General features: G+C 64.0%; 16 protein-coding genes and 1 pseudogene. 5 read left to right on the plus strand and 12 right to left on the minus strand.

Annotation, left to right across the window (positions count from 1 at the left end):
• Positions 1 to 6 precede the first annotated feature (6 nt).
• The 8 genes from rimI to LHFGNBLO_RS05125 form a co-directional block, all read right to left on the minus strand.
• Positions 7 to 498: a ribosomal protein S18-alanine N-acetyltransferase gene (rimI, locus tag LHFGNBLO_RS05090; RefSeq protein ID WP_258604904.1), complete on the minus strand. Its 492-nt coding sequence runs from the start codon at positions 496 to 498 to the stop codon at positions 7 to 9.
• On the minus strand, positions 498 to 1,175 hold the full coding sequence (gene tsaB / locus LHFGNBLO_RS05095) for a tRNA (adenosine(37)-N6)-threonylcarbamoyltransferase complex dimerization subunit type 1 TsaB (protein ID WP_258604906.1): 678 nt from the start codon (positions 1,173 to 1,175) through the stop codon (positions 498 to 500). Before tsaB ends, rimI begins: the two co-directional genes overlap by 1 nt.
• A gap of 114 nt (positions 1,176 to 1,289) precedes the next feature.
• Entirely contained in the window at positions 1,290 to 2,396 is a 1,107-nt protein-coding gene (locus LHFGNBLO_RS05100) for a DUF1513 domain-containing protein (RefSeq protein ID WP_258604907.1), read from the minus strand.
• Between the two features lie 2 nt (positions 2,397 to 2,398).
• The gene (locus LHFGNBLO_RS05105) at positions 2,399 to 3,478 is read right to left on the minus strand and encodes an imelysin family protein (protein ID WP_258604909.1); all 1,080 of its coding nucleotides are present in this window, start codon (positions 3,476 to 3,478) and stop codon (positions 2,399 to 2,401) included.
• The gene (locus LHFGNBLO_RS05110) at positions 3,478 to 5,085 is read right to left on the minus strand and encodes a di-heme oxidoredictase family protein (protein ID WP_258604911.1); all 1,608 of its coding nucleotides are present in this window, start codon (positions 5,083 to 5,085) and stop codon (positions 3,478 to 3,480) included. Before LHFGNBLO_RS05110 ends, LHFGNBLO_RS05105 begins: the two co-directional genes overlap by 1 nt.
• A 12-nt stretch (positions 5,086 to 5,097) precedes the next feature.
• The gene (bfr, locus tag LHFGNBLO_RS05115; protein ID WP_258604913.1) at positions 5,098 to 5,583 is read right to left on the minus strand and encodes a bacterioferritin; all 486 of its coding nucleotides are present in this window, start codon (positions 5,581 to 5,583) and stop codon (positions 5,098 to 5,100) included.
• Positions 5,549 to 5,860 carry a (2Fe-2S)-binding protein gene (locus LHFGNBLO_RS05120; RefSeq protein ID WP_258604914.1) on the minus strand — a complete coding sequence of 104 codons (312 nt, stop codon included), beginning with the start codon at positions 5,858 to 5,860 and terminating at the stop codon, positions 5,549 to 5,551. The genes bfr and LHFGNBLO_RS05120 overlap by 35 nt, the downstream gene beginning before the upstream one ends.
• Positions 5,861 to 5,923: 63 nt before the next feature.
• The gene (locus LHFGNBLO_RS05125; RefSeq protein ID WP_258610046.1) at positions 5,924 to 7,216 is read right to left on the minus strand and encodes an imelysin family protein; all 1,293 of its coding nucleotides are present in this window, start codon (positions 7,214 to 7,216) and stop codon (positions 5,924 to 5,926) included.
• Between the two features lie 39 nt (positions 7,217 to 7,255).
• On the opposite strand from LHFGNBLO_RS05125, the gene LHFGNBLO_RS05130 reads away from it, so the two are divergent.
• Together LHFGNBLO_RS05130 and LHFGNBLO_RS05135 are read left to right on the plus strand one after the other, a co-directional pair.
• Entirely contained in the window at positions 7,256 to 7,531 is a 276-nt protein-coding gene (locus LHFGNBLO_RS05130; protein WP_258604915.1) for a hypothetical protein, read from the plus strand.
• Between the two features lie 146 nt (positions 7,532 to 7,677).
• The gene (locus LHFGNBLO_RS05135; RefSeq protein WP_258604917.1) at positions 7,678 to 8,931 is read left to right on the plus strand and encodes an NAD(P)/FAD-dependent oxidoreductase; all 1,254 of its coding nucleotides are present in this window, start codon (positions 7,678 to 7,680) and stop codon (positions 8,929 to 8,931) included.
• A gap of 9 nt (positions 8,932 to 8,940) precedes the next feature.
• Here LHFGNBLO_RS05135 and LHFGNBLO_RS05140 read toward each other — a convergent pair whose 3' ends face one another.
• Positions 8,941 to 10,218 carry a 4-aminobutyrate--2-oxoglutarate transaminase gene (locus LHFGNBLO_RS05140; protein ID WP_258604919.1) on the minus strand — a complete coding sequence of 426 codons (1,278 nt, stop codon included), beginning with the start codon at positions 10,216 to 10,218 and terminating at the stop codon, positions 8,941 to 8,943.
• A gap of 240 nt (positions 10,219 to 10,458) precedes the next feature.
• Between LHFGNBLO_RS05140 and LHFGNBLO_RS05145 the strand changes: the two genes are divergently transcribed.
• The 3 genes and pseudogenes from LHFGNBLO_RS05145 to LHFGNBLO_RS05155 all read left to right on the plus strand — a co-directional run bounded on the left by LHFGNBLO_RS05145 (position 10,459) and on the right by LHFGNBLO_RS05155 (position 15,761).
• Entirely contained in the window at positions 10,459 to 11,592 is a 1,134-nt protein-coding gene (locus LHFGNBLO_RS05145) for an efflux RND transporter periplasmic adaptor subunit (RefSeq protein WP_258604920.1), read from the plus strand.
• The gene (locus LHFGNBLO_RS05150) at positions 11,589 to 12,665 is read left to right on the plus strand and encodes an efflux RND transporter periplasmic adaptor subunit (RefSeq protein ID WP_258604921.1); all 1,077 of its coding nucleotides are present in this window, start codon (positions 11,589 to 11,591) and stop codon (positions 12,663 to 12,665) included. The genes LHFGNBLO_RS05145 and LHFGNBLO_RS05150 overlap by 4 nt, the downstream gene beginning before the upstream one ends.
• Positions 12,662 to 15,761, plus strand: a pseudogene (locus tag LHFGNBLO_RS05155) (efflux RND transporter permease subunit). Before LHFGNBLO_RS05150 ends, LHFGNBLO_RS05155 begins: the two are co-directional and overlap by 4 nt.
• 12 nt (positions 15,762 to 15,773) lie before the next feature.
• Here LHFGNBLO_RS05155 and LHFGNBLO_RS05160 read toward each other — a convergent pair.
• Genes LHFGNBLO_RS05160 through LHFGNBLO_RS05170 form a run of 3 tightly spaced genes read right to left on the minus strand, consistent with a single transcriptional unit; the run spans position 15,774 to position 17,701 of the window.
• Positions 15,774 to 16,088: a hypothetical protein gene (locus tag LHFGNBLO_RS05160; protein ID WP_258604922.1), complete on the minus strand. Its 315-nt coding sequence runs from the start codon at positions 16,086 to 16,088 to the stop codon at positions 15,774 to 15,776.
• 30 nt (positions 16,089 to 16,118) lie between these two features.
• Positions 16,119 to 16,871, minus strand: coding sequence for an ABC transporter ATP-binding protein (locus LHFGNBLO_RS05165; protein WP_258604923.1), 753 nt, complete (start codon positions 16,869 to 16,871; stop codon positions 16,119 to 16,121).
• Complete coding sequence (locus LHFGNBLO_RS05170; RefSeq protein WP_258604924.1) at positions 16,868 to 17,701, minus strand: ABC transporter ATP-binding protein; 834 nt, start codon at positions 17,699 to 17,701, stop codon at positions 16,868 to 16,870. Before LHFGNBLO_RS05170 ends, LHFGNBLO_RS05165 begins: the two co-directional genes overlap by 4 nt.
• Positions 17,702 to 17,727 lie beyond the last annotated feature (26 nt).

Below are 17,727 nucleotides of genomic sequence, written 5' to 3' on the forward strand. Positions count from 1 at the left end.
CTCTGGCTAGCGAAGATCGCGGCGCATGACAAGCGCACCGGTCGGCCCGTGCTCGGGCGATCGGTAATAGTTGGCGCGCTTGCCAACCTCGCGGAAGCCCAGCCGCCGGTAGAGCGCGATCGCGGCGACGTTGGTTTCGTCGACCTCGAGGAAGAGTGCCTCAGCGCGCTGCGCGTGCAGTTCGCGCAGCACGGCGTCCATCAATTGCCAGCCAAGCCCCTGGCGGCGATGCGAGCGTGCCACCGCCACGGTCAGGATCTCGCCTTCGCCCGCCGCCAGCCGCGCCAGCACGAAGCCGACCGGAGGCTTGGCGCCCTGCCCGGTCTCGCGGGCGGCATAGCCGAACACCGTATCCTGCTCGAGCAGTGCGGCGAATTCGCCATCGGTCCACGGTCGCACGAAATCCTCGCGATGCAGCACCGACACCGCCGGACTGTCGGCAATCGTCAGCGGCTCAAGCGCATAATCCCTGCGGCGCTGGAGGAAAGGAATGCGCATTATTTCTCTTGCCTCGAAAGAATGAAACCGGCCTGCGGCTTTGCGTCGGCGCCACGCAGATAAAGCGGTTTCGGCTTTTCGCCTGCGCCCTTGGCGGCGGCGAGCCGGGCATAGACCGCGATGTCGGCGGTGGCTAACGTCGGCCCGATGTCGAAGGCGCGCCCGGCCGACGCGGCAATTTGCAATGCCGCGGTGCCGGCGAGGACCGGAGACTTGTCCGCCGCCATAGCGGCGGCTTGCGAGAACGTGGTCACTGCCGGACCATACATCAGAACCGACAATTCATCGTAAAGCGTTGCATGGATCTCCTCGCGCCCGGCGTCGAGCGCGGCCAACACGACGCGGCCGGGAAAAATCATTGCTGCTTCCGCGGCGAGTGCATCCAGCGTCGTCACCCCGATCGCCGGGATTTTCAGCGCCAGCGCCAGGCCGCGCGCCGCCGACACGCCGACACGCAGGCCGGTGAACGAGCCGGGGCCGATGGAGACAGCGATGGCGCCGAGGCCGGCATAGTCGGTTCCGCTCGCCTTCAACGCCGCATCGATGACAGCCATCAGATGCTCGGCATGGCCCTTGCCCAAGTCGAGCACCGAGCGGCCAAGCTCTTTCCCGGCCGCCGCGTCATAGACGCAGGCGGCGCAGAGATTGGCGGCACAGTCGATGGCGAGCAACTTCATGAGGCGGCCGGTTCGAGAAACAAATGCCCCTGTGCCTGCCATGGCTCATCCCCGCAAGAGGATAGTGCATAAATTGTTGAGCGGCTTGCTTCGCCAGGACCAAAGGCCGGAAGCCTATGCGGCCTGTTCGATGCGCAGCATATGGTTGTCCCAGACATAGTCCGGCTCGGATCGTGTCGCACCATCGGCTTCGACGATTTCACCGGCACCGGTCGTCGCCATAAAGCTCGCTTTATCCGGCGCCACGCCGCAAACCTCGACCAGCGCGTTGGTGGCGACGACGCGGCCGCTGGCCACATCAATGACGGCCAGCGAATTGCCCTCCGGCGAGGACACGGCAACCGTACCGGCCGCCGGGTTGGCGGCGACCGAGCCTATGTAATTCCTGAAGCCGGAGAGCACATCCTGTGGCATGTCGAGCAGTTGCAAATCCTTGCCGCGCGCGGCGCGGCCGACCAACAGCGGACGATCGGTGCCCGGCCCCCTGTACTGGCAGCCGAACCAGACCGTGCCGGATTGATCGGCATCCATGTGGCGGATCGACAGCTGGTGCAGCGCCGGCGGCAGTTCGTGCTTTTCGATGAGGTCGCCGGTGAGGCGGTCGACCAACACGTAGGACGGCTTCATCGTCGCGATGTTGAGCTCGGCGCGGCCGAAATCCGGATGGGTTTCGATGCCGCCATTGGCAATGGCCAGCGTCCTGCCGTCGCCCAGCAGCAGAAGCTCGTGCGAACCCATGCCGTAGGTCGGGAACTCGCCGATACGGCTGAACTTCGCCCGCGCGTCATAGACGCCGACGACCCCGGCGGCATTGTCGAAATCGTTCTCGGTGGCGTAGAGCAGTGCGCCATCGGTCGAGAAGACGCCATGGCCGAAGAAATGACGGCCGGTGATGCTGGCTATGGTCTGCGGTTTGTCACGGCCCGTGTGGTCGAAGACCACCGCGAAGGTGCCGGGCTGCCTGGCGAAGACCACCGAGCGTTTCGAAACCGGATCGAAGGTGACGTCGTGGCCGCGATCGGGCAGGTCGATCGAATGCAGCACCTTGCCGATCTCGGACAGGACGGCGGCGCCATAGCTGCCATCACGCTTGACGAAGGCGGTGGCAAAGACAGCATCCGTGGCAAGTGTCTTCGCCCACGCCGCCGGCGCCATCGCAGCCACGAAGCCTGTGCCAGCGGCCCTTAGAAAATCGCGGCGGTCGATCAACGGCGTGCGCATTGTCAATCTCCGTCGAGGGAGGAGAACCCGGCGGTCAGGCCGAATTCGGCGGTGAGCCTGGTGCCGATCAGTGTGGTCAGGCTGGACGTCACCAGCGCGAAATAGTCGAGTTTTGCGCGCAGCACCGGGTCGGCGAGCGCCTTGTCGACCGGACCTCCGATGGATTTTGCGGTGTCAGCTCCGTTGACTAGCTGGATGTGGATCGATTCCGCCATCCAGCGCGCATCAGGCGACAGCGCATCGCCAAGCTGCGAGGCCTGGAACAGCGCATCCATGCCCGACAGGTTTCCGGCGAGCGAGCGAGCGGTGTTTTGCGAACGCCAGTAAATGGCCTGTTTCGGCTTGTCGGCCTCCGGGCTGCTGCCGAAAAACCCTTTCAGACGCACGTCGCGGACCATTTCCAGCTCGTTGATGAAGACACCCACCAGTTCGGTCACCGCTTCGGTGCCGTCGCGGTAGAGCGCATTCTGCGGTCCCGGGTTGGCCCAGAGTGCGGCAAACCCATCGGGTTTGTTCCAGGCGTCGCTGACATCGGCGGCCATGGTTTCGACGTTGCCGGCCACCGCCGCGCCATAGGCGCAGCGGTAGGCATCATCCTTGCCGGCGAGTGCCTCGGCGCCGTCGCCGTAGAGCACGAATTCCAGCGCGCCCAAGCCCTGCATGGCGACGCTCTTTCCCGCCAGCTGTACCGCATCGGTGGCGGTCGGATCCTTGTCGGCCAGTGCGGCCTGGACCTGCTTCAGGCCGATGCTCTTGCGATCCGGCCAATACAGGATGCGTTCCAGCCGGTTGTTCTCCTTGATCGGGCCGAAACCGATGATTTCGGCTGATGACCAGGCATCGACCGTACCGGAGAATTCGGTGCGCGCGGCATCGAGGCCAGCTTGCGAGGGTGCGTCGCAAAGCGCGTGCATCGCCTTGCTCAATCGGCCGGCATGGTCGTGCAGGCTGGCATAGGCCGGGCGGACGAAGCTGTCGATCGCCCGCTGAATGACGTCGGAGGCCTTCACCGCCGCGGAGGCAGGCAAGACACCGAACAGAACCAGCGGAAGAACGAGAACCAGCGCAGAACGCTTCAGCATCAGAGTGACTCCAGGAATTTGACCAGCGCATCGCGGTCGGTAGCATTGGCAGCGGCAAAACGGTCGCGCGCCTTCTGCCCCTCGCCGCCATGCCAAAGGATGGCCTCGGCCAGGCTGCGCGCGCGCCCGTCATGCAGAAAGAAAGTGTTGCCGTTGACGGTCTGGGTAAGGCCGATGCCCCACAGTGGCGGGGTTCGCCATTCACTGCCCGTCGCCTCGCCCACGGCCTGCCCATCGGCGAGATCCGGGCCCATGTCATGCAGCAGAAAGTCGGAATACGGCCAGATCAGCTGGAAGGCCCGCGCCTTATTGGGCGTGCCGCGCCGGGTGACGAATTTCGGCGTATGGCAGGAAATGCAGCCCATGTCATAAAACAGCTTCTTGCCGGCAAGCACATCGGGTTTATCGAGATCGCGCCGCGCCGGCACGGCAAGGTTCTGCGAATAGAAGGTGACGAGGTCCATGACCGGCGGCGGTGCCTCGACCGGACCGAGGCGCTTCTGCACACCGTTCGGCATGGTCAGACATGCCTTCTCGGCATCGGTGCAATCGCCCCAGTGTTTCGGCACGTCCGGCGTTGAAATACCGATATCGCCGGCGAAAGCGTCCGCCGCCTGCTCGCGGATCGACGGTGTCTGTGCCTTCCAGCCGAAGCGGCCGAGCGTCAGTTCGCCGCTCTGGCTGTCGCGCACGATGTTGGGCTTGCCCGAAATACCGTCATTGTTCCGGTCGTCGGGATCGGCAAGGGCGAGAATGTCGGCCGGAGCGATCTGCTCGATCAGGCCGAGACCAATCATCGGTGGTGTCAGGCGCGGCGACAGCGTGGTGTGCGGGTCGAGCGGTCCGTAAGCCAGGCCGTCGACCGAATAGCTGGGTTTGCGCAATGAAACGACACTGCCGTCGTCGAGCGTCACCTTTTCTTCCCTGTAGTCGACATGCATCCTGCCTTCGCCCGGCAGACCCGGAACCGCCAATTCCTGCAATTGCGTGCCGTAGACCGGGTCGGGGAAGTTGAGCGCCTTGTGGTCGGCAATCTCTGCCTTCTCTTCCTCGCTGCTGGCTTGCCGCGCCAGCCGCAGGAACATGGAGGTGGTGCCGCTGTCGCCTTCCGGCGGATGACCGCGGCCGTCCTTCAGATGGCAATTCTGGCAGGCCCGTTCATTGAACAGCGGGCCAAGCCCGTCCGAGGCTTGCGTCGACGAGGGCGACGACACCCAGTTCTTGCGGAAGAGGGCATTGCCGAGCTTGAAGTTGCCCTCTTCCTCGAAGGTGATGTTGGTGGCGGATTGCGAGAAAGCGTCCCTGCTGACGTCCTTCTTCGACGTGCCGGCGCCGCCTTGCATCAACTCGAATGGTTCGGGTTTTGAAAAATCAGTGGTCGGCCTGGTGACGGCAATGACGCGCGCCAGGTCTTTCGGCGTGAGGTCAGTGCGGTCGGTGGCAAGGCTGATCGGCTCCGGCGCGCCGGCCTGGGCCGAAGCCGTCAGTGTCATCACGAGGCCAAGCGAAAACCCGCGAAACAACTGGTAGCGCGGTTTTTTCAGGGGCGGCAGGCCGTGATCGTCGGCCCGCCGCAAGCGGCGCACAACGTCTAAGGGGCGCCGCATTCCCGCATGTCCTTATTCCGCTTCGTCGGCCGATGCGGCGTTGAGCTGGCCGTATTTTTCTTCACCGATCGAAGCGAGCAGGTCGAGTTGCGTCTCGAGGAAGTCGATATGACCCTCCTCGTCAGCCAGCAATTCCTCGAACAGTTTCATCGTCACGTAGTCGCCTGCTTCGTTGCAGATCTCACGCGAGCGCTTGTAGGCGGTGCGTGCGTCATACTCGCCGGCAAGATCGGATTCGAGCACTTCCTTCACATTCTGGCCGATGCGCAAAGGCGCCACGGACTGCAGGTTCGGATGTCCTTCGAGAAAGATGATACGGGCCACCAGCTTGTCGGCATGGTGCATTTCCTCGATCGATTCGGCTCGTTCCTTCTTCGCCAGTTTGGCGTATCCCCAGTCTTCCAGCAGACGGAAATGCACCCAATACTGATTGACGGCTCCAAGCTCCAGAAAAAGAGCCTCGTTAAGCCGCTCGATGATCTGCTTTTCGCCTTTCATGGGTTCTGCTCCCGTATTGGACGCGCAGGCCTCTGACGCGATCCAGGTGTGAAACGACATCCACGCCGCTCGCCTCCGAGCGGGCGTGGTAATTTTCGGTGACCCGAATGATCGTTTCGACCACATTTGGGAAGCAGCCGCAACAGCGACCGCGCTTCTGCATGGCATGATAGATCTTCGCCGGCACGATAAGTTGCCAGGGATCCTGATCCAGCAGCCCGACGATCGTCTGCTCGATCTCCTTTTCAGTGATGATGTTGCAATGGCAGATCAGCATTTATTTGCTCTGGCTGACGGCTCGCTCCCTCCGCGCCGTGTGGCTGGTTTTCTCAATCGAGCCTTATTTGAACACCTTGTCCGGCGCGTCGAGGCTGTCGGAGCCTTCGAAGGCGATGTTGGTGAGCTTCAGGGAGCCAACGGCGCGTTCGATGGACTTGGTCTGGTCGATCAGCGCGTCGATTGCCGCCTGCACGGTGGCATTGCCTTCGGTGTTGCCCTCGGCGATCTGCTGGTCATAGGCCTCGCCGGCCAGCGCCCGCGCCTTGATGGCTTCCATCTTGGCGACCGAGACGTCGAGCTTATCCGACAGTTCCTTGTCGATCGCCGGATCGGCAGCCTTCACCATATCGTGCACCGACGGCCCTTGAACGACGGTGCCGTCGAGGCGCGTGTAGCTGGCGAGATAGGCGGCGCGAATGCCGATGGCGTCATAGAGATGGGAATCGTAGGTGTTGTCGGAGAAGCAGTCATGCTCCTCTTCCGGATCGTGTAGCAGCAGGCCGAGCTTCATGCGCTCGCCGGCCAGTTCGCCATAGGACAGCGATCCCATGCCGGTGAAGATGGTCGAGATGCCGGCATTCGGCTCGCCGTCGACGAGGTTCTTGCGGGCGGCGCCGCCTTCCTTCCAGTCGTTGACCATATCCTGCAGGTCGGAAACCAGAAGGTCGCTCGCCGATTTCAGATATTGCGCGCGGCGATCGCAATTGCCGCCGGTGCAATTGGCAAGGTCGTAGTCGGTGTAGGGTCTCTCGCCGGCGCCCGGGCCGGTGCCGTGCAGGTCCTGGCCCCAGAGCAGAAATTCGATGGCGTGATAGCCGGTCGCCACATTGGCCTCGATGCCGCCAGCTTCCTGCAGCGTGCCGGACAGGAATTCCGGCGTCAGGTTGGTGGCGTCGACCTTCTTGCCGTTGATCTCGATCGACTTGTTGGCGATCACATTGGCGGTGTAGAGCGCATTGGCGTCCGACTCGGTGCCGTAGCTCTTGGCGACATAGTCGATCAGGCCTTCGTCCAGCGGCCAGGAGTTCACCTTGCCTTCCCAGTCGTCGACGATCTTGTTGCCGAAACGGTAGACTTCGGTCTGCTGGTAGGGGACACGCGATGCCTTCCAGGCTTCACGTGCGGCGGTCAGCGTTTCCACCGAAGGCTTGGCGAGCAGCGCATCGACGGCCTTGTCGAGCACCTGCGCGGTGGTCAGCGAATCCTCATATTTGGCGAGCGCGATGTCGGAATAGGTCTTGATGACCGCTTTGGCATCGGTTTCCGCTCTGGCCGGCAGCACGAACACCGCCGCCGTCAGCAGCGCCGTGGCACCGATCGCTGCAAGCCTTGAGCCATATCGTGCCGTGATCATCGCTCTCATGACTATCGTCTCCTCGGGAATTTCAATGAAATGCCGGCGCCGGCGGCGCAGCAATTGGATGATCGGCGCCGCGACTTGCATCTGCCATCGGGCGGAAAAGAGGCCGCGGCATCGCGCGGTTCATGGAAGAAAGACACCGAAATGCCTCCAATCGAAAGGGTTCAAGGCCCAGACATCAAAGGGATGCGCTTGATGCGCGAGCCTCCCATAAAGCGGCGAAGAGGCTGGAAGTCAACCGGCATCGACGAGAAAATTCAATTGAAACAACAGTTTAGAATTATTCTAAACTGCAACTGTCAACTTTAAACGCGCCATGCACTACCCTGCCCTGGAAACGCAGCGATTGACAGGCGGCCATCCCGGGTGCGACCCGGACCGGGGCTCTTGCGACGGCGGCGGACAATCGCCACTTGGCGAGACGTCCTAGAATCGGTTGAGGAATTTGGGCTGCGATGAAGAACGGTGTGGTCATTGTCGGTGCAGGGCATGCGGGCGTGCAAGCGGCCGCCAGCCTGCGTGAGGAAGGCTATGACGGGCCGGTGGTCCTGGTCAGTGATGAGAGCGAACTGCCCTATCACAAGCCGCCGCTGTCGAAGACCTTCATCAAGGATCAGGAGGCGAAACCGCAGCCGCTGCGCGGCGAGGCCTTCTACACCGGCAGCGCCATCGACTATCGGCCTGGGATCATGGTCGAGCGCATCGATGCCGGGGGCCGAAAACTCGAGATCGCAGGCGGCGGCGTGCTGCCATTCGATCGGCTCATCCTGGCGACCGGTTCGCGGCCGCGCATTCTTTCGCTGCCGGGTTCAGATCTTTCGGGCGTGGTGTCGCTGCGCTCGATCGCCGACGCGCGCCTGATACGCGAACTCAGCGCACTAAGCGAAGATGTCGTCATCCTAGGCGGTGGCTTCATCGGCCTGGAGATCGCCGCGACGCTGAAGGCGGCCGGCCGCAAGGTCACCGTGGTCGAAGCGGTCGACCGGCTGCTCGGCCGGGCAGTGGCACCGGTCATCGCCAGCCATGTGCGTCAGCGGCTGGAAGCAATGGGGGTGCGTATCCTTAGCGGCACCACGATCGCGCGGCTCGAAGGCGAAAACGGCAATGTATCGGCTGCGATCACATCGAGCGGCGAGCGGCTTCCGGCACAAATGGTCATCATCGGCATCGGCGTCGTGCCCAATGTCGAACTGGCGCAGGCGGCTGGCATTGCCATTGCCAACGGCATCCGCGTCGATCAGCAGATGCGCAGCTCGTTGCCAGAAATCCTTGCCATCGGCGACGCCGCTTCCTACCGGCACTGGTTCACCGGCGGCGATGTGCGACTGGAATCGGTGCAGAATGCCACCGATCAGGCGCGGCTTGCGGCGCGCACCATCGTTGGTCATGCCGACGCCTTTGCAGCAGTGCCATGGTTCTGGTCCGACATCGGTGACATGAAGTTGCAGATGGTCGGCCTGACCTCGGGCGGCGACAGCCATGTCGTGCTGGGCGATTTGGCCGAGAACAAATTCTCCATCTACCACTATGCCGCAAACCGGCTGCTCGGCATCGAATCGGTCAACCGGCCGGGCGACCATATGCTTGGCCGCAAGATGCTCGGCGCCGGCTTCTCGCCGACGCCGCAGACGGTGGCGACGGGACCGGATGGGCTGAAGGCGGCGCTCGCCGCCTTCCAGCAGGACGAGCCGGCCAGAGCTACTGGATAGGCTTATCGCTCAGGCGGCGCGGACCTCGCGGATCGAGCTTTCCAGGATCTCGAGCGCTTCGTTCATGACGCCGTCCTGGATGGTAATCGGCGCCAGGAAGCGGATGACATTGCCGTAAACGCCGCAGGTCAGCAGGATCAGGCCCTTGTCGAGCGCCTTCAGCCGGATCGCATTGGCGATCTCGGCCGACGGCAAGCCCTTCTTCACATCGTTGAATTCGACCGCATTCATGAACCCCGGGCCACGGATGTCGACAATCTCGGGCACATCGTCGCGGATCGAGTCCAGCCGCTGCTTCAGCCGTGCGCCCAGCGTGTTGGCACGGTCGCAGAGCTTTTCCTCTTCGATCACGTCGAGCACGGCGTGCGCCGCGGCGACACCGATCGGGCTGCCGCCATAGGTACCGCCGAGCCCGCCGGGGTTTGGCGCATCCATCAGTTCGGCGCGGCCGGTGACCGCCGCCAGCGGGAAGCCGCCGGCCAGGCTCTTGGCCATGGTGGTGATGTCGGCGGCGACCTCGTGATGATCCATGGCGAACATCTTCCCGGTGCGCGCGAAGCCGGTCTGCACCTCATCGGCGATCAAGAGCATGCCGTGCTGGTCGCAGATCTTGCGCAGCGCCACCATGAAGTCGCGCGGCGCCTCGTAGAAACCACCCTCGCCCTGTACAGGCTCGAGGATAATCGCGGCCACGCGGGCCGGGTCGACATCGGCCTTGAACAGGCGGTCGAGGGCGGCCAGCGAATCGGCGACCGAAACCCCGTGCAGCGGCACCGGGAACGGAGCGTGGAAGACATCGGCCGGCATGGCGCCGAAACCGACCTTGTAGGGCACGACCTTGCCGGTCAGCGCCATGCCCATGAAAGTGCGGCCATGGAAGCCGCCGGCAAAGGCGATGACCGCCGGACGTCCAGTGGCATTGCGGGCGATCTTGATGGCATTCTCCACCGCTTCGGCGCCGGTGGTGACGAAAATCGTCTTCTTGTCGAACTTGCCCGGCAGCATGCCGTTCAGCCGCTCGGCCAGCCGCACATAGCTCTCGTAAGGCACCACCTGGTGGCAGGTATGGGTGAAGCGGTCGAGCTGTGCCTTCACCGCCTCGATCACCTTGGGATGGCGGTGGCCGGTGTTGACGACGGCGATGCCTGACGAGAAGTCGATGTAGCGGCGGCCTTCGACATCCCAGATCTCAGAGTTTTCGGCGCGGTCGGCGTAGATCTGCGTGGTCATGCCGACGCCGCGCGAAATCGACTGGTTCTTGCGTTCGGAAATGGCTGAGTTCTTCATCGTATCCCTCATCGGGCCAGCGCCCGTTCTTGTTTGATGCCGCTGAAATCCCTTCTGACCTTATTTCACGTTTTCCTCAAGTCGGCACCATCGCCGGGCGATTGGGCCTGTCGCGTGGCTCCTGCTCGGCCCTGATTGGTCGGGCGATACGCGTACGAGAACGGTTTTCTTTTTGCTGAGATCGATTATCTTTGCCTTAGCTCGCGACGTGTCGAGCGACCCCGCGCGGTTGAGGGAACCATGAGCAGGAACGCGACGCCGTCCGCCCGACCGTCATCGCTTCCCAGTCTTTCGTCTTTTCCGGCCTGCGCAGTCCTCGGCCTTGCGGCGACGACGCTTTTCCTGAGCGGCTGCCAGAAGCAGGAGGCAGCCGACAAGAAATTGCCGGTCATGGTGCGCACAGAAACCGTGGCGGTGGCCGATTATGCGCCAAGGACTTCGCTGACCGGGGTGATCGCCGCTCGCACGCTGAACAATCTGTCGTTCCGCGTCGGCGGCCGCGTCGCCGAACGGCTTGTCGATGTCGGCCAGCATGTCGACAAGGACGCCATTCTTGCCCGCATCGATCCGCAGGAGCAGGAATCCGATCTGCGCTCGGCGCAGGCCGACCTCGATGCGGCGCAGGCGCAACTGACCCAGGCCAAGGCGGCCTTCGAACGGCAGAAGACGCTGCTTGGCCAAGGGTTCACCACCATGCGCGACTATGATGCGGCCGATCAGGTGTTGAAGGTGGCGCAAGGCAGTGTCGACGCCGCTGAAAGCGCCCTGGCCAATGCCCAGGAAGATCTGTCCTTCACCGAGCTCAAGGCCGGCGCCGCAGGTGTTGTCACCGCTCGCCAGGTCGAAGCTGGACAGGTGGTGCAGGCGGCACAGACCGTCTTCACCGTCGCCGAGGACGGTGATCGCGACGCGGTCTTCAATGTGCAGGAAACCCTGGTCGCCAGAACGCCAGAAGCGCCTGCGGTGACGATCACGCTGTTGTCCGACCCGCAGGTCAAGGCGGTGGGCAAGGTGCGCGAAATTGCGCCGGTGGTCGATCCGGCTTCGGGTTCGATCCGGGTCAAGGTCGCCATTCCCGACACGCCCGCCGGCATGCCGCTGGGTGCGGCCGTCATCGGCTCGGCCAGCGCCAGGCCGTCGAAAGCCGTCATCCTGCCCTGGCAGGCGCTGACCTCCAGTGGCGGCAAGCCCGCCGTCTGGGTGGTCGATGCATCGACCAAGGCGGTGGCAACGACACTGGTCAATGTGCTTGCCTTCGATTCCGGCATCGTCGTCATCGACAAGGGGCTGGAGGCCGGCATGCTCGTCGTCACTGCCGGCGGCCAGTTGCTCAGCCCCGGTACGACGGTCGAGATATCAGGAGCGGCACAATGAGGCCGTTGCCGCGCATCCCAGCCCTGCTTGCCCTTTCGCTGCTCGCCGCCTGCTCGCAATCGGACGAAAAGCCGCCCGAGATCATCCGGCCGGTGCTGTCCATGGTGGTCGAGCCGCAAACCAGCCAGACATTCGGCTTTGCCGGCTCGGTCGAGCCGCAATTCAGCGCCGACCTCGCCTTTCGCCTGCTCGGCCGGGTTGTCGCCCGCGACGTCAATGTCGGCGACATCATCGCCAAGGGAACGACAATCGCCGCGCTCGATCCGACGGCGCTGGAACTTGCCGTCCAGGCGGCCAAGGCGGAACTCTCCAATGCCGAGGCGCAATTCGCCAATGCCGCCGCCAGCGAGGAACGCCAGCGCCAGCTGCTCGCCGCCGCCAACGCCTCGCAAGCTGTCTTCGATGCCGCGCAGCAAGCCAGGAAGGCGGCAGAAGCCGGTGTCGAACGGGCCAAGGCCGCGCTTGCCAAGTCGCAGGAGCAGCTCGGCTATACCAGATTGTTCTCGGATTTCGACGGGGTCGTAACCGCTGTCGGCGCCGAAGTCGGCCAAACGGTTTCGCCCGGCCAGACCATCGTCACCGTGGCGCGCTCGGGTCTGCGCGATGCGGTCGTCGATATTCCCGACCGGCTGACCGGCGACCTTGCGGTCGGCACGCCCTTCGAGATCATCCTGCAATCACTGCCATCGATCCAAACCCAGGCCAAGCTGCGCGAGCTCGCGCCGCAGGCTGACAGTTCGACCCGCACCCGCCGCGTCCGGCTGACGCTCACCGACCCGCCGCAGGCTTTCCGGCTCGGCTCGACGGTCACGGCGACACGGGTGGCGAAGGTGGCTCCGACGATCGAGTTGCCGCTGTCGGCGCTGCTGCAGAAGAATGGCGGCGACAAGGTCTGGATCGTCGACGAGCAGACGTCGAGCGTCTCGACACGCGACATCACGATCGCGTCCAAGGGCGCCGCCAGCTTTACCATCACCGAAGGGCTCGAGGCGGGAATGCGCGTCGTCACCGCCGGCGTCCACAGCCTGGTGGAGGGCCAGAAGGTCAGGATTCTGCAAGGAGGAGCCACATGAAGGGCTTCAACCTCTCCGACTGGGCGCTCAGCCACCGCTCGCTGGTCTGGTACTTCATGCTGGTCTTCGTCGTCGCCGGCATCTTCTCCTATCTCAATCTCGGCCGCGAGGAAGACCCGGCCTTTACCATCAAGACCATGGTCATCCAGGCCAGTTGGCCAGGCGCTTCGGTCAACGAGACCGTGCGGCAGGTGACCGACCGCATCGAAAAGAAGCTCGAGGAGTTGGACGGCCTCGACTTCACCCGCTCGGTCACCACCGCGGGCAAGACCGTCATCTTCGTCAACCTGAAGGACACCACCAAAGCCCGCGATGTCGTGCCGACCTGGATTCAGGTGCGCAACATGGTCAACGACATCTGGGCGCAGTTTCCGCAAGGCGTGCAGGGGCCGTTCTTCAACGACCGTTTCGGCGACGTCTACGGCAATATCTATGCCTTCACCTCAGACGGGCTGACGCCGCGCCAGTTGCGCGACTATGTCGAGGATGTCAGGACCAGGATCCTGGCCGTGCCCAACGCCGGCAAGGTTGATCTGGTCGGCGCGCAGGACGAAGCCATCTATCTCGAATTCTCGACTCGCCAGATCGCAGCACTCGGCCTCAACCAGCAGGCGATCGTGGCCAGCCTGCAGGCGCAGAACGCCATCACCCCGTCGGGCGTCGTCGAATCCGGCCCCGAGCGCGTCAGCGTGCGCGTCGGCGGTCAGTTCACCTCCGAGGAGAGCCTGCGCGGCATCAATCTGCGCGTCAACGACCGCTTCTTCCGGCTGAGCGATGTGGCAACGATCCGGCGCGGCTATGCAGACCCGCCAACGGCGCTGTTCCGCTTCAACGGCCAGGACGCGGTCGGCCTTGCCATCGGCATGAAGCCCAAACGCCAATCTGCTCGAATTCGGCGCCGCGCTTGAGAAGAAAATGGACGAAGTGCTGGCCGATCTGCCGGTCGGCGTCGGCGTGCATCTGGTTGCCGATCAGCCGGTGATCGTGGAGGAGGCGGTTTCGGGCTTCACCCGGGCGCTGGCCGAGGCGGTCGCCATCGTGCTCGCGGTGTCCTTCGTCAGCCTTGGCATGCGCGCCGGCTTCGTCGTGGCGCTGTCGATCCCGCTGGTTCTGGCCATCACCTTCACGGTCATGGCCTATCTCGGCATCTCGCTGCAGCGCATATCGCTGGGCGCGCTGATCATCGCGCTTGGGCTTCTGGTCGACGACGCCATGATCGCGGTCGAGATGATGGTGGCGCGGCTGGAGGTCGGCGACAATCTGCGCAAGGCGGCGACCTATGTCTACACCTCGACCGCTTTCCCGATGCTGACCGGCACGCTGGTGACGGTCGCCGGTTTCATCCCGATCGGCCTCAACAACAGTGCCGCCGGCGAATACACCTTCACGCTGTTCGTCGTCATCGCGGTCTCGCTCCTGGTGTCATGGATCGTGGCGGTGCTGTTTGCACCGCTGCTCGGCGTCACCATCCTGCCGGCGACGATGAAGCAGAAGCATCACGACAAGCCAGGCCGCTTCACCACACTGTTCCGGCGCGCGCTCTTGGGCTCGGTGCGGCATCACTGGCTGACCATCATCGCTACCGTGCTGTTGTTTGCCGGCTCGATCGCCGGCTTCGGCCTTGTCCAGCAGCAGTTCTTCCCGCCCTCGGACCGGCCGGAGCTGATCGTCGATTGGAACCTGCCGCAGAACTCGTCGATCACCGAGACGCGCGACCAGATCGAGCGTTTCGAGGGGCGGGCGCTGGCCGGCAATCCCGACATCGACCATTTCAGCTCCTATATCGGCCAGGGCGCGGTGCGCTTCCTGCTCGCCTTCGACGTACAGCCGGCCAATCCCTATTTCGGCCAGACCGTCATCGTTACCAAGAGCATCGAGGCGCGCAACCGGCTGAAGCCGGCGTTGGAGAAGCTGTTGCGCGAGGAGTTCGTCGGCACCGATGCCTTCGTCAAGCCACTCGAACTCGGGCCGCCGGTCGGACGTCCGGTGCAATACCGCGTCGGCGGCCCCGACATCCAGACGGTACGCGAGCTGGCGCAGCAATTCGCTGGCCTGATCTCGGCCAATCCGAGGCTGGCGGCGCCGACCTTCGACTGGAACGAACCGCAGCGTGTGCTGAGGGTCGAGGTGCTGCAGGACAAGGCGCGCCAGCTCGGCATCACCTCGTCCGACATCGCCAGTGCGCTCAACAGCACGGTCGGCGGCGTCACCATCACACAGGTGCGCGACGCCACTTATCTGATCAACGTCATCGCCCGCTCACGCGAAGCCGAACGCGGCTCGATCGACACGCTGCAAAACATGCAGCTGCCAACCGGGAACGGCGAGGCGATCCCGCTCGCGGCGGTGGCGAACTTCCGCTACGAACTCGAACAGCCGACCGTATGGCGGCGCAACCGCATCCCGACGATCACCGTGCGCGCCGGGCTGGTCGGCGACGTGCTGCCGGCAACCATCGTCAACGAATTGAAGCCGTCGGTCGAAGCCTTCATCGCCAAGCTGCCGCCCGGCTATTCCGTCCAGACCGCAGGCTCAGTCGAGGAAAGCGCAAAAAGCCAGGGACCGATCGCCGCGGTGGTGCCGCTGATGCTGTTCGTCATGGCGACCATCCTGATGATCCAGTTGCAGAGCTTCCAGCGCCTGTTCCTGGTCGTGGCGGTGGCGCCGCTCGGCCTGATCGGCGTGGTCGCGGCACTGGTGCCGAGCGGCGCGCCGCTCGGCTTCGTCGCCATTCTCGGCGTCTTGGCGCTGATCGGCATCCTGATACGCAACTCGGTCATCCTGATCGTGCAGATCGAAGATCTGGTGCGCGAGGGCAAGGACCGCTGGGCAGCAGTGATCGAAGCGACCGAGCATCGCATGCGGCCGATCGCGCTGACGGCAGCCGCCGCCAGCCTGGCGCTGATCCCGATCGCGCGCGAAGTGTTCTGGGGGCCGATGGCCTATGCCATGATGGGCGGCATCATCGCGGGCACCGCAATCACGCTGCTCTTCCTGCCGGCGCTTTATGTAACGTGGTTCAGGATTAAGGAGCCGAAAGGCCGGGAAGAACCACCGGTTTCGGAGAGCGGCGAACCGGTGCTAGGTCCAACTTAAGGCTTTGCCGGATCACTCGTTGTCGTTGGAGGGTACAGGGCGCGATTTGGCGCGCTGCCACGGCGATGATTTTGAGATGCGCCAAGCATGCCAGCCTTCTGGCAAGTCAGCCAAAGCCAGGATGCTTTCATCCCGCTGGACCACATTTTGCAAGCTGACGATCATTATGTCGCCTTCGTCAACAGGTCCAGTTTCGCGGTTGTGGAATTGCCAACTGCCGTCGTCTTCGTCGTGCGAGACGTAAGCAATCCAGTCGCCGCGGGTAACTATACCTCTATCCACGAACACTGCGACATTGGGCGGATCTGAAAACGTCCATTGCTCCATGGGAATCCCCCGAAAACGGCAAGAACGAATTCAAGCGGTTCTCACGAACCCCTCACTCGCCCTGAGCAGATTGCGCGTGTAATCCTTGGTCACGCGGTGGCCGACCAGTTGCGCCGCCGTAAGATTCTCCACCGCCTCGCCGCTCTGCATGACCATCAGCCGCTCGCACATATGGGTGATGATGGCGAGGTCGTGGCTGACCATCAGGAAGGTCAGCTTGCGCCGCCGCCGGATCTCCTCCAGCAGGTTGAGTACTTCCGCCTGCACCGAAGCGTCGAGCGCCGAGGTCGGCTCGTCGAGCAGCAGGATCGACGGCTCAAGGATCAGGGCGCGCGCGATCGCCACGCGCTGGCGCTGGCCGCCCGACAATTGGTGCGAATAGCGGAAGCGGAAGCCGTTGCCCAGGCCGACCTCGTCCAGCGCCTGCTGGATGCGCTTTTCGCCGTCGGCAAAGCCGTGGATGGCGAGCGGCTCCTGCAGCAGGCGGTCGACGGTCTGGCGCGGATGCAGCGACCCGTACGGGTCCTGGAAGACCATCTGCACTTCGCGATAAAAGGCCTTGTCGCGGCGTACGCCGAGTTTGTTGCCGTTGACGGTGATGCTGCCCGAAGCGACTGGCGCGAGGCCGGCGATGGCTCGCAGCAGCGTCGATTTGCCGGAGCCGGATTCGCCAACCAGGCCGAAGGATTCGCCGGACCGCACTTCGAGGCTGACCCCCTTCAGCGCGCGAAAGCGGTCGAAGATCACCACGAGCCCGTCGACGGAAAGAGCCGCTGCCGTCATGCCGCCCACTCCGGCTTGCGGTCGAGCACCGGCAGCGGGTGGCGTTCGAAGCCGATCCTGGGCATGCAGTTGAGCAGGCCGCGCGTATAGGGATGCTGGGCGTCGCGAAGCTCCGACGCCTTCAACTGCTCGACCACCTTGCCGGCATACATGACGATCACGCGGTCGCAGAAAGACGAGACCAGGCGCAGATCGTGCGAGATGAAGATCAGCCCCATGCCGCGCTCGCTGACCAGCCGGTCGAGTATGCCGAGCACGTCGAGCTGCACGGTGACGTCGAGCGCCGAAGTCGGCTCGTCGGCGATCATCATCTCCGGCCCGGCGATCAGCATCATGGCGATCATGGCGCGCTGGCCCATGCCGCCGGAGACCTCGTGCGGATGCAGGTCGAAGACGCGGGCCGGATCGCGGATCTGCACCGCCTCCAGCATGGCGAGCGCGCGGTCACGGGCTTCCGCCTTGCCGACCTTTTCATGCGTGCGCAGCGTTTCGACGATCTGGCGGCCGATGCTCATCACCGGATCGAGCGAGTATTTCGGGTCCTGCAGGATCATGGCGATGCGTTTTCCGCGCATTGCCCGGCGCTCGCGCGGCGATGCCGCCAGCAGGTCGATGCCGTCGAAGGCGAGCTTCTTGGCGGTGACCTGCGCCTGCGGCGGAGTCAGGCCCATGATGGCGCGGCCAGTCTGCGATTTGCCGGAGCCGCTCTCGCCGACGATGCCGAGCCGTTCGCGGCCAAGCGAGAAGGAGACGCCGCGCACCGCCTCGATCAGGCCGGTGCGCGTCGGGAAGCTGACGCGCAGGTCATCGACGTCGAGAAGCGTGCTCATTCGTCGCCGTTCATTGGGGTCGCCGC

It is taken from the genome of Mesorhizobium sp. AR10, assembly GCF_024746795.1.
In the GTDB taxonomy this organism is placed as follows: Bacteria; Pseudomonadota; Alphaproteobacteria; order Rhizobiales; family Rhizobiaceae; genus Mesorhizobium.